The following is a 13,728-nucleotide window of genomic DNA, read 5'->3' on the forward strand; positions in this document are numbered from 1 at the left end:
ATATGAATAAAAATATCTATCTTCAAATAGCAAAGGATTTAAATATAACCCATTTTTCTAAAGAAAACGAGAGTCAATTCATTGGTCGTATAATATATTCTGCAATTTCAGAGTGGATCAAAGCATCTACATTTGACAGAAAAATTGACGATCATGAGGGTGTTAAAGAAGAGGGTTGCACAAAACATCATATTACTAGAAAATGTGGAGAAATATTAGAAGGGTTTCTTGAAATATATCCCCATATTGAATTTTATTTTTACCCCTTTGAAGAAAAAGACCCCAAACCTGTACAGGAAATTCAAAAAAGGTTATTGTTGGGGGGGGTATTAGTACCCGGAGAAAACAATACAGTTCAACTTTCGAAAGAAAAAAATGGCTTTGTCAATAATAATCTATATTTCGAACGTGGATACTTTTATGAACCTGGAAAACAGGTATTTGGGCTTGGTTGTTATAGAAATAGTCAAAAAGAGAACATTCCTTGTGTTAGATTAGAAGAATTATTTTACATCCCTAATGAAAATGCTGAAAAAACAGTAAATTATTATATAAATGAATTTAAAAGCAATTTTATTAATATCTCAGATATTCCTGATTATTGGAGGTTTTTTGATTATTCATCAAAAAAGAGTTTTCATAATTCATGGAATGAATATTTTGATAAGAATAGGGAAATCACAGTATATAAAAATAATATAAATAACTCTGATTATGGATTCATTAAATATTCTGGAGGGAAATTCTTTTTCACACCTTTCCCTAAACATATTATTCAAACTAAAGAAGTTAGAAGAATTCTGTATGGAATAAGGTCTATTGAAAATAACCCTTGCAATTCAGAATTAACAATACAAGGAAAAGAAGTGAAAATTCAATTATATACATCCCTCCCTTTAAGAGAACAGTCTTTACTATACATGATTTCTTGGCCTGTCAATAACATGTACGACAGGACACAATATATTACCTCAATTAAATTTTTACCAGTTATTCAAAGGATTCTAAGTAATTTAAATGTTGATTTTAAGGTGATAACATGACAGAGATTTACGGAATACAAAATACTCACAAAGAGCTTATAAACAAATTAAAAAATTATATTCAGTCTCAATATTTTGGAGTAAATAATTTACTTCTTGAGGTAGGAAATGAACTTTTAGAGAAAGACAATACATTATATCAAGATCCATACATAGAATCAAATCCTCTTTACAAAATTTCTAATAATGGATTGTCAACTGCAGACATTCCAGAGAATGTTCGGGAAATTCTTCATAAGATGGCTGATCAAAATCTCGGTGTTTTTGAAAGCCCATATACTCACCAGATTGATGCATTAGAATCCTTTTTCCATGGACGAGATATTTTGGTTACAACTGGAACGGGTTCTGGTAAAACTGAATGCTTTATGTGGCCTATTATCGCAAGCCTAGCTAATGAAGCACAATCAAATCCGGAATCTTGGAATAAAAGGGGGATTCGTGCACTTTTACTTTATCCAATGAATGCACTTGTTTCTGACCAGATCGGTCGGTTACGTAGGATGATCGGAGATAATGATGGTAATTTTCATTCAGTTTTTATAGAATATGCAAACGACCCAAATATTCGCATTCCACAATTTGGAATGTATACTGGAAGAACACCATATCCCGGTGCCCCTCAATTAAAAAAGGATAAAGAACTTGCAAAAACAATGGAACGTGATCTTTTAGATGGAGACCCAGAATTTATTAATGAGTTAAAGAAAATAGGAAGATATCCTGCAAAAAAAGATCTTAATGAATTTATAAATTATTTAAAGGAAGGAACTCATTCAACCGATCCTCATGATGCTGAATTGATTACAAGATGGGAGATGCAGAATTATTGTCCGGATATACTTGTCACAAATTATACGATGCTTCAATTTATGCTTATCCGGGAAATAGAAACATCAATTTGGGATAAAACACGAGAATGGTTAAATGCTTCTCCTGAAAACAAACTTCTGATTGTAATTGATGAAGCCCATATGTATCATGGGTCTCCAGGAGGAGAGGTTGCTCTACTTCTTCGTCGTTTGATGTACAAATTAAAAATTAATAGAGATAAAATTAGATTCATTTTAACTAGTGCAAGTATTCCCACTGAATCAACAGAAGATAAAAAAGTAATTCAAAATTTTTTCAATGATTTAACTTTAAATAACTCTGAAAATGATAACTTTTCAATTATATCTGGCAAAAAGAAACAGGTTTCTATAAAGGATAAGATAGATTTCTCTGCAAAACTAATCGCAGATATCTCTATCGATGAATTTCTAAAAGATGAAGGAGAAAGAAAAGCCGAAATTGAGAATTTTTTCAAAAATCTTAATTTTGACATTCCAGATTTAAGTTATGCTGAAATTGGTAATTTTCTGTATGAAAATCTTTCAAAATTTGCTCCGGTACAAAGACTTATTCAATATACATCTGGAAATGCAATTAATTTTAAAGAATTAGCCAATATTGTATTTCCTAATGACCCTCCAGATGTCGCCAATTACTCCGTTCAGGTTTTACTTGCTATTATGCCCCTTGCAAAAAGTGAAGGGGGGCAAGTTTTATTTCCGGCTCGTCTTCATATGTTTTTCAGAGGACTAGAAGGAGTATTTGCTTGTACAAACCCTAATTGTCCAAATAAATGTTCCGGTGATGGAATCACTCTTGGACAGATCTACGCTGATAGTGGAAGAGAAACTTGCTCATGTGGCGGAAAGATATATGAATTAATAAATGATCGTCGTTGTGGTGCTTTATTTATAAAGGGTTACATGAGCAGCAATATATCAGAAGAAGGGAACGATCTCTGGAGATATCCAGGAGAAATTTTTTCTAAAGATATGAAAGAGATCAATTTGTTTATTGTACCTGAAAACTACCGAATGAAATCAAATAAAACAATGAAGGGTTGGTTGAATCCAAAAACAGGTGTTGTTCATTTTGATGATCAATATAAAGATGATGGTTTTTTAAAAGTTTTATATCCTGATCCTAGAAACGAAATTAGTTCTAAAATGGGAATATTAACATTTAAATCCTGTCCAAAATGTGGTGGCAGGATTGGTAATCGAACCTTGTCTGACTTTTCAACAAAAGGAAATGAACCATTTTATAATATTGTTGCCTCCCAGTTACATACTCAGCCTCCAACTATATTTGATGAAAAAATGTTGATACAGCAACCAAATGCAGGACGAAAAGTATTATTATTTTCAGACAGTAGGCAGAAAGCTGCAGTACTTGCAAAGGATATGACAAGATCAGCAGATGATGAGGCTGCTAGATCTGCAATTGTACTTGCTGCATACAATCTTCAAAAGTGGGCCGAACAAAACAACAGAGATGTTACATTAGAAATGTTATATCCGGCATTTCTTGAAATTGCAAACAATAATAATTTAAGATTATTCTATGGGGGAGATAAAGATATATTTGATTCAGATCTTGGAGTTATTAAGAAAGAGTTATCTAGAGTAAATAGAAGAAACAAAGGCTTGGATTACGATAAATTATCTGGAAAATTCCGTAATCCGCCAGGATTATATTCAGAACAATTATTAAAAAATCTATGTTCCTCCTATAGATCTTTAATAGATCTTGGATTATGTTGTTTAGAGCCTAGCAATTCTGATGATATTGACGACTGTATAGAAGAATTGTCGGGTGAAGGAGTGAATATTTCAGAGAAAGAGTATATTTCAATTTTTTCATCATGGTCTAACAATCTCTGTACAGAAAAATATGCAATTGGAGAAAATATCTCTAATAGAGTTAGGGAAAACGTTTTCCGTCATTCTCATGGACGGCTAGGTGTTGAACAAAAAGATCTAGATAAAACTCCTAAATTTCTTAAAGAAATTCTTAAATCACAGAAGTACAATGATGAAGAAATAGATTCAATTCAACAAACTCTCAATGATACATTTTTAGGAAGAGGAAATGAGAATCAAGAGTTATCATATCTCTTACTTAATAAAATCCAATTAAAGTATAATGAAACATCTGAATGGTTCAGATGTAATACTTGCTCTGGTATATTTCCAAAATCATTGTGGGGGCACTGCGCAAGGTGTGGCGGAGAGTCAATAGAGAAAATCTCTGATTTTGAAAGATACAAATTTTGGCGAGAACCTGTTTTAGATACAATAAATGAGGGTTCTGGTCAGGAAATTAAAACGATAAATTCAGAAGAACATACTGCTCAATTATCTTATAAAGACCCTCGTGAAAAAACCTGGTCTCAAACTGAAAGTTATGAGATGAGATTCCAGAATATTTGTTTTAAAGAAAAATCCCCAATTGATGTTTTAAGTTGTACTACTACAATGGAAGTTGGTATTGATATTGGATCATTAACAGCAATTAGTCTTAGAAATGTTCCTCCAATGAGAGAGAATTATCAGCAGAGAGCAGGTCGTGCAGGAAGACGTGGAACTTCAATTTCGACTATAGTTACCTATGCACAAAATGGGCCCCATGATGGTTGGTATTTCAATGATCCGAAGAGTATTATCTCAGGAAATCCACGATTACCTTGGATAGATGCAGAAAATGCAAAGCTGAATAAAAGACACCTGAATTTAGTTGTCTTAAATGACTTTTTGAACAAAAAAAATACTGATCTTGCAGACTGCGCAACATTATCATTTTATAATGAATTTTTTGAAGATTTTCTAATATTTATGGGTGATTTAAGCTATGATCAAAGTTCTACTAAATTATTATTATCCAATAATTTCAACAGCAATAAAAGCATTAAAGAGTTTAAGGCCGCTCTCATTGAAAATTTGAAAATAATTCGAAAAACAGTGATTAATAATCCAGAAAGATACAATTCAAATAAATATGAAACCTCTTCTCTTTTAGATCATTTAAATTCTGAAGGTATTTTACCAACTTATTCATTTCCACAAAATGTAGTAGGATTTTATATAGAAGATAAAAATGGGAATATTGAGCAAAGGCCAGAACGTTCACTTGAAATTGCAATTAGTGAATATGCACCTGGAAAGATACTAGTTGTGGATAAGAAAACCTACAAAGTTGGGGGAATTTATAGTTACCATTCTAAATTTAAAAATAGTTATCAAGAAAAGCAAGCTACACCATATTTTGATGATCCAAACTATTTCTATGATTTATACCAATGTGAAAATCAAGAATGTGGATGGACAGCAACAGAGGCACCAAAAAATGATCGCTGTCCTTTCTGTAATTCAATGATCAAATCAGATCACAAAATGCTAAAACCATGGGGATTTGCTCCAATTAATGGTAGAAGCATACCTGAATCTTGGGCTGAGGTTGAATATTCATATGCGGAAGAACCTTGTTATTTTGCAGAACCTGATCAAAATGACTTAAAGGACATAGGATATCCTCACATTAAAGCAGCTAATCGTTCGGATAAAATCACTGTGATAAATAAAGGAATTAATGGAAATGGATTTTATGTTTGCAGAAAATGTGGGGCAGCTGAGGTAGTGCAATTATCAGAGCCTTCTTTTAAAGGCATTGGTGCACCCTATATTCCACCTTCAAAAAGAAAAATTCAATGCAATCATTCTGATAGTTCAAATATTGAAAATGTCTATCTGGGTCATACTTTTAATACAGATATGGTTGTTTTTGAATTTGATCTTGATAAAAACAAGATAAATACTGGATATAAGGGATTATGGATGAAAAATGCTGCAATTACATTAACAGAGGCTTTACTTTTAGCAGCAAGTAGAAACTTAGATATAGACTTCTCTGAGCTTAAAGCAGGGTTTAGAATCCATAGTAATGAAAAAAATGTGTTTATTGATATTTATCTTTATGACAGTCTATCAAGTGGTGCAGGTTATTCTTCAGAATTGTTAAACATTAGTTTGGATTCAATTTTTAAAAGCACCGAAGAAACTTTGATTTGCCCATCAAATTGTGAATCAGCGTGCCATAATTGTTTAAAACATTACTGGAATCAAAATCACCAAGATAAACTTGACCGTTTTGCTGCTCTTGATTTATTATATTGGGGAATGAAAAACAAACTTCCTAAAGGCTTAACTCAGGATAAACAAAAAGAACTGTTAATGCCACTAATTGAGAGATTAAAAAATTATAATCCAGAGATCTGTCTTATTGAGACTGAAAATGGATTATATGTTTCTAATAATAAATTGAAGAAAAAAATTATAATTTATCCTGCCATGTATAAGCTTCAAGATAATACTGAAACTATATATTTATCTGATAGATTAGTAAAACGTAATTTGCCACTAGCATACAATATGGTAAAAGGGATATTTTAGGGTTGATCTTAGTAGATGTTAATTCACCCATGATCATCCATTAGATTATGATATAATCCAATGAAGATCTACCTTACTAAAATTCCTATTGATAATCGCTGTAATGATTTTAAATCATTAATGATGATAAAGAAATATAATTGATTTTAAGATAAAATCCTATGGAATAAGTTTGATTTTGTTATTTTTAGTCTCATTTTATTTGTGTTGCTGTTTATACCATCAAAAAGCTATTACAAATCTTTAATTAAAACAGAAAATCAGTCTAAGTCAGTGATAAAGATGAATAAAACAAACCGGCTATATCTCAATGAATTAGAGGATGAGAGAAACAAGTATATCATCAGAAAAAAGTTTGGAAAAGAATATCGATTCAGCCTTGCTGAAGAAAAAGAAATGATTGTATATATCAGCGGACTGAATACGTCCTGCTGCTTATGGAGTCATAGCTTTTTTACCCGTAATTATCACGCCCTTTTGACAGAATAAAATTTGCAAAAAATCAAAATACAATTTTCATGAAACAATTTCAGAAATATGAAACAATATCCCGATAGATAAATTTTTTAGTCTGATAAATTTTCAAAATATGAGTCTATTTGGCTAAAAAAATTTTTAGCATTATAATAAAGTCTCTCATGAACAGGGGCACACAGATTATGGATAAAAAAAGGTTTTTTATAGAAGATTATTTTACGTCCCTTTTATATAGGAACTGCCGCAATTATCCGAGTTTTCATGAATCCGATTATCTTTCCAAATCCCGCTCCTCTTGAAAGCAATTGAAAATATGATGTATTTTATTCTGAAACTCGGTTAAACCTTTCCATGAATGAGCATTTATACTTGTGCCACATTGACTGAAGTTGTGACACAGAACTCAAGTATTCATATTCAACATTGTATATATCCTCATAATCTTCTAAAATTCCGGCAACTTTATTCATTATAGGTTCGATCTCATCATCTCTTCCCAACTGATATAGTGGCACTAACATTGCACACAGAGCATCTTTGTTTTCCGGATTTTTTTTAAGCAAGCGCTCTGCTTTTCTTAATTTCTCATCTGCATCCTTTACGTAATCATTACATTCCAGTTTCAATTTAACAACAAAATTTACTAATTTATCCTCAACAACGATTTCATCTCTTTCCAGTTCATCAAGAATCTTTTTGGCAGGCCCATATTTCTTAGAAATATTTAATATTGTATAATCCCTGATTTTATCATTTATGTGAGAGTACCTCTCGTATTTTTTATTGGCATCATTAGCCATATCCATATAATCAGCATAAAGTATAGAGTTATGATTTTTCTTTGCTTCTTCAGCTAATTCTTTACATAATCCTGCTTTATTTGATAAGAACGGTGTACTCCACGGTTTAATCTCAAGACACCTGTTGTAATATTTTAATGCTGACAGATTTTTCCCATCATATTCACAGGTACTTCCTAATTTAAACAAAAGATCACAGCTTTTCATTGAGTCATCCCACCTTCTTTTTTTCTGTGTTGACCCCCACAATTGCTGAATCAGAGTGTTCAGCCTGATAACAAAGTCTTCTCTGATGGCATTCAATTCAGACTTGCTTAAAACATCGCCATGTGCAATCTCATTTCTTTTCTCCACAATTGCAGAGCATGCCTCTTCAATTGAATTAAGGCACTCTGTGGAATAATTATCAGATAAATTATTGCAAATGTTGACTATTAAATCAGGAGTATTTTTATCATAATTTTCCATTTTAAAGATATTTTTCCATATCATTTTGTGCCATGAACCCAGGCTGAAAGAATGACGATTTTCCCCTGCAATCAGTGACGGAGAAATCCACCACATACCTTTCAGTTCTTCCAATTCATCATCAGATCCAAATTCACTGACAACACCAGACCAGATCTTTTCATCCAGTAATGACTCCAGACCTTTGGCATATTTAAGAACCGGACCGGAGAAATCAAAATTTTCATCATAATTATCCCTGCAGATTGTAAAATATTCATAGTCAGCTGATTTAAACGATATTACAGCGTCAGAACAGCCTTCTATTGCCTCAACTCTCACATGGTCTTCCAGATAACTATCCAGTTCGACTAAGTAATGGAGTACTCTATTATTGTAAGGTCCTTCGGAAACAGCAAGCTTAAAACACTCCCATGCTGATTCAAAATCAAGCTGATTCATGTAGATGACGCCTATGCGTTCATAAATGCTGGTGTCTTCTTTAAAGACATCCAGCTTTTTAATAATCCATTTAATTTCACATCTGTCCTTCTGGTCAGTAGTAGTATTAGCTGCTGCATCCAGGACTTTTTTAGCATTGTCAAGCCAGTTTACCAAATACAGATTGGGTTTTTTATATTCCTCAATTGCAGTAATATCCCCGGAATACTCTTTTAGAGAGGCCAGGCCAAAATGAAGGTCTCTTTTTTTTGAGAACCAGTTATCTATACTCTTTTTATATGTACCATGCAATGATTTAGAAATTACATCTGGATCGGAACTGCTTATTGCGGCTGGCTGATTTCTCTCAGCATCCGCAATTTTTTGTTCAAACCATTCTTTGCACAACGGAATAATGGAAGCTTTTATTGAGGACTCTGTAACTATCTCATAATAATTATCCACAGATTCCATTATACAGTCAAAGAGAGGAAATAAGCACTCTTTTAGAGATTCACTTTTTTCATTCTTAACCTCAACAGCAATAAACTCTAAAAGAAAAATACACTGCTTCTTTTTTTTATCATCAATCTTTCTGTAATGATCTCCCAGCCACTTTTCAATGGCACCAAAAAGGACTTCCCTCCCGGAATTAATCTCCCCTGAAATTACTTTGCATAAATAAAAATAGGCTTCTGATAATGGCGGGTAAAGTAAAGAATGACTTTTCTGATTTGACTTGATAGACTCATCCAGAGCATTGTAGATCACTGGACAATCCTCTATTTTATTCCTGGAAATATGGTACAGGCAGCGTCCGGCTTCAGCCATACCATCTTTGTATTCTTTCTTACCGCTGCCGATCAGAACCTTTGCTTTTTTGTATTTACTGGTAAATTGAAAAAAATCTGTTCTCCGGTCTGGATCAGCATATTCCAATCTGGAATTAATCTCCTTAAACCGAAGTTTACGGACATACTCCCAAAGATCAAAAAACTGGGATTTAAATGAGGGAAGATAACTTTCAGCACCCATTTCTTCAGCAATCGCATACAGATGATTCAGAATAATTGCCTTTGCATCAGATGTACGCTCCGGCAGGGATTTGGTAAGATTAAGAATCTTTTCTTCTGCTTCATTAGTATTGCCGTATGAAAGGCATTTTTTAATGCTGACAATCTCCTTAAAATCATCCTGAGTATATCTTTTTGGTTTATTTTCCCTGATAAAACCAGATAAATCACACCATGTCGGAAAGCAATACTGGCAGCGTCTTTCAGATTCATTGAGGATAAATTCCTCATTATCAAGGTTACCAGATAAGATCTCATGTGCCTTATTATAGCACTCCCTGGTGCCTTCTGAATCTTCACAGAGCCATAATGAATCACCCAGAAAAAGTGTCCAGACAAATGTTTCATATTCAGTTAACGAATCACGCGATAGAATTTGTTTAATTGCGACAATTCTCTCATTTGAAGAAGATATGCCCTCTAATAAACCTCTTTCAAACCAAGAAATCGGCCATTCTGAGATGTCTTCCGGAATTATTTCAAATCTTTTCTCGTGATTTAAATATTCTACCTGTTCATCAGATGATTTCTCCGAAAACCAGAATTCCGCTGCAATTGTCAGAACATCGGTGGTGAATTTATGGTAACGAAGATAGGTGTATTTCTCATCATAAGAACCGGAGCTGTATCCATAAAAACCATACCAGAAATCAGAAGGAACCGGAACAGAAAATTCCGATGCAAATTTATCCCTTATCTCCTTCATAAAAGGTGCATAAACCTTGTCAGGTGAATGAATATTATGGTGATGAAAAAAATCTCTTGGACTAAATTCATTTAAGTCAGATTTTGCATCAGGAGTTGTAGCCGAGTTTGAATTAAATCCTGCCAGGCCATCTTTCAGGTTGTAATAATATGGAGTTGAAATTTCGGATACAAAATACTCCTGCCAGGAAAGTTTTAGTTCTGTACCTTTTTCCTGATTTGTAAAATATTCCAGCATATCCAGATTATTCCATGGTTTTGGATATTTACTGAGATATTTTAGAACAGGATGAATTTCACTGCCGATATTTCCATATTCCAGCAGATATTTGATAAGATTGTCATTGAAAATATTTCCGGCAGGAAATAATAAATCAGAATAACCTCTCTCGTGCCTTTTAAAAAGAGCCTTAATGACAGAATATTCTGAAACTTCAGACTTTTTTGAATCTTTTAAGGCGCCTTTCGTACCATCCTGCGGGAAATAGTATTCAGCATATCCTGTAGAGGTTGAATTCTGTAGATTTTTTACATATATGAGTGTTTTCTCCAGAAATTTCTGGTTTTCACCCTTTTTTAGCTCATGATATACATTCTGTAAAGTACCGGCATCAGAGGCTAACTGATAGAGAAAACAGCTCATTCTTCCAAGCTGGTTGTTTACATCTGTAATTTCTTCATCAGTAAAATATTCTGCATTTTCCTGAATTGTCTGGATTTTTTTTATGCGGTGTAATTCATACAGCGACCACTGAAAAACAACTGATGGTATCTGCATTATCATTCCTGAATCTTTAAAAGAAGAATAGTTTTCATGACCATTCATATATTGCCCCTCTCTCCTGATATTTCATCTCGGATACAAAGTTATCTATTCCCTTTTCTATTACTTCATCAAGTGGATAAAGTGTCACTTTTCTGCCGGCATCGCTTTTAACAAAGCCTCCGGGAGTGAGCATAAAATAAGAACTCTCCATATCATCTGCCGATTCAAAGACAGGTGATGTGCCGTTTTCAAGCATTACATTTCTGTGACGCTCCACAAAATATCTGAAATCACCCGGTGAAATCTCCAAATCTCTTGCAAAGTCGTTTTCTCCGTCAATGTGCATCATCTGAAGAACTTTCCACCGATCAGGATTTAGCATCCGTATCAGGGGGATCATATTCTCCTGAAATGTAAGAGCATTTACACAGGTGTTTATTTTAAGTTTAATCCCGGCCTGATGCAGATATATTGCCGATTCCAGACAATTTGATACATGGTTTCCTGTTCCACGGCCAAGTTCAGCCTCAACCGTATCAAGTGATGAATCAATGGAAAGTCCTATCCAGTCAACAGTTCCTGCCATTTTTCTGATTTTGGCCGGATTTAATTTGGAACCGTTTGTTGTAATTGATACTGTCATTCCAAGATTTTTTGATTCTCTGCAGTAATCCAGAATTCTTGGATGAAGTAATGGCTCCCCGCCGGCAAAATTTATTTTTGTCATTCCTGCATTGGCAAGCTTCTCTAATATTTGCAGTCCTTTATCATAGGGAACAACTCCGTCATGGAAATTCTGTGCAAAACAAAATCTGCATCTGTAATTGCATCGTGGAGTTATGTGCCAGTTGACGGATTTTATAGTGGATTGCATTGGCATATTTTATAATTCAATAAAAGCTCATATGATAATTTGCAGTAATTGTTACATTATTTTGAAATCAAAAATTATCTAATATTTAAGCTGAGATAGTATATCAGGTTAAATATAGGGAATTATTCTCTTTTACCCTCGGATTCAAGCATTCTCCACGTAAAAATACCGCTTGGCAAGAGTCTGTATTCTTTTTCTCTTCCCCTTCCTCGTTCTTCAATTAAATCCCATCCCTTAACAGCTCTTCCTTTATTATCTTCGTATTCTGAGAACATTCTGTCAAGATCCCTGGAAAACTGAACTTTATCTTTATTCTGCGGTTTTTCATTAGATCCCCCCTTTATGGTGCCAATATATGCCATAACCAGACGTGTTTTCATCCACCCTTCATTAGGTTCACAATTTTCGTTCTTTACTGCACTCCCTAATGCAATAATTATCTTTTTTTGCCTTTCATTCAAATCTTCAACGTGCATTTTTGGTATTTGAAGTTCCAAAAATGATGTTTTTGTGCGTGTTACACAAACTCTCCCGTCAAGCCATATAGCCATTAAAAAAAGACCTGCTGTAAATAGTGCAGTTCCTGCAGTAATATTAAAAGAAAATACTGCATTTGGATGTTTTTCTTTTCGAATTTTTAATATCGCATCCCTTATAGATTCAATTTGAATATTTGGGATACATATTCTGTTAAATTTCCGCTGATTTTCAATTTTTACTAGATTTTCGATTTCATCGATTGCAGTCCTGATTTTAGGTTTTTCAGATTTCAAAAAATCAGTGTCGGCTGGATTGTCGACCATTATTTCTTCTTCGTAAATTACATAAACATGAGTGGGATTGAGATTTTGAACAGTAGTAAAATAGGTTTCATGAATATGTGCCCCTGCACTGATGAAAAGGACTTGTTCTTGTGGCATATATTTAGATTAATATACTAATAATAAATAGTTTCTGAAGATTGTAATAATTACTCTATTCTGTTAATTGTAATATTTTTCCCGCGTCTGAATTTTTTATGCTTAATCGTATTTTCCATAATCTTTAAATATATTAAATAATATATAAAATAAAAAACTATAAATATTTTACAATTATCATATATATTTATAAAATTAAATAAATATGGTCTTATGCAGGCTCTTGGTGATGAAAGATGTATTGTTAATGAACAAAACCTAAAAACGACGGTAGATTTTATTTTTGATGATAAAGATCGGGCAACCGAATTCATCCAGAATACAGATCCTGCGGTGGTTATAGGGATATTTCAGAGTATGAAAGAGACAAATGAATATAAGCAAAATATGATGCAGAATAATCAACCAGGAAATAACGAGATTGGAGATAATGAAATTGTAACTGAAGCAGTACAGATTGAGGACAGTCGGAGATCCAGGACAACGAAACTGGTCTCTGATTAACTTCATTTTTTTACCTACATTTCGATTCTAATTTCCCTTATAAGCATGTTTATCTCTTCTATAAGCCTTTAAAATCCTCAATCCTATGATGTGTGTTAAGTACAATTTCGCCTAAAAATTGGTTGACGTTAAAATTAACGTTAATTCCCATTTTACGTTAATTTTCTCTAATTTTTCTGGATCTTTTATTTCAATCTTCTGAGTAATAATTTTCACTAAAATAAGGTCTGAGTTTAGCCCCATTGAAACCTCTAAAATCACAGTTTTGAAAAACCGCATAAAAGCAGTGAAAAGGATCTATTCAATCTGTTTCAAATCAGCTGGTATATCCGTTGCCTGAAAACTATGCGGTTGATTTCTTTTTAACTGTCATTGCAAACTTCCGCTAAGGTCAAA

6 protein-coding genes are annotated in these 13,728 nt (G+C 33.3%); 3 read left to right on the forward strand and 3 right to left on the reverse strand.

Annotation, left to right across the window (positions count from 1 at the left end; genetic code table 11):
* The first annotated feature begins 2 nt into the window (after positions 1-2).
* Together F1737_RS04645 and F1737_RS04650 are read left to right on the forward strand one after the other, a co-directional pair.
* A complete protein-coding gene (locus tag F1737_RS04645; protein ID WP_317137609.1) occupies positions 3-1,043 on the forward strand; it encodes a hypothetical protein in 1,041 nt (346 codons plus the stop codon).
* Complete coding sequence (locus F1737_RS04650; RefSeq protein WP_317137610.1) at positions 1,040-6,325, forward strand: DEAD/DEAH box helicase; 5,286 nt, start codon at positions 1,040-1,042, stop codon at positions 6,323-6,325. The genes F1737_RS04645 and F1737_RS04650 overlap by 4 nt, the downstream gene beginning before the upstream one ends.
* An 800-nt stretch (positions 6,326-7,125) precedes the next feature.
* On the opposite strand, the gene F1737_RS04655 is transcribed toward F1737_RS04650, so the two are convergent.
* The 3 genes from F1737_RS04655 to F1737_RS04665 all read right to left on the reverse strand — a co-directional run bounded on the left by F1737_RS04655 (position 7,126) and on the right by F1737_RS04665 (position 12,828).
* On the reverse strand, positions 7,126-11,094 hold the full coding sequence (locus F1737_RS04655; protein ID WP_317137611.1) for a hypothetical protein: 3,969 nt from the start codon (positions 11,092-11,094) through the stop codon (positions 7,126-7,128).
* Positions 11,081-11,914: a viperin family antiviral radical SAM protein gene (locus tag F1737_RS04660; RefSeq protein WP_317137612.1), complete on the reverse strand. Its 834-nt coding sequence runs from the start codon at positions 11,912-11,914 to the stop codon at positions 11,081-11,083. The genes F1737_RS04655 and F1737_RS04660 overlap by 14 nt, the downstream gene beginning before the upstream one ends.
* 116 nt (positions 11,915-12,030) lie before the next feature.
* Positions 12,031-12,828 (reverse strand): hypothetical protein, encoded by a 798-nt coding sequence (locus F1737_RS04665; protein ID WP_317137613.1) that lies wholly within the window; start codon positions 12,826-12,828, stop codon positions 12,031-12,033.
* Between the two features lie 213 nt (positions 12,829-13,041).
* On the opposite strand from F1737_RS04665, the gene F1737_RS04670 reads away from it, so the two are divergent.
* Positions 13,042-13,332 (forward strand): hypothetical protein, encoded by a 291-nt coding sequence (locus F1737_RS04670; protein WP_317137614.1) that lies wholly within the window; start codon positions 13,042-13,044, stop codon positions 13,330-13,332.
* The last annotated feature ends 396 nt before the right edge of the window (positions 13,333-13,728 follow it).

Origin of the sequence: Methanoplanus sp. FWC-SCC4 (assembly GCF_032878975.1) — an archaeon.
GTDB lineage: Archaea > Halobacteriota > Methanomicrobia > Methanomicrobiales > Methanomicrobiaceae > Methanochimaera > Methanochimaera problematica.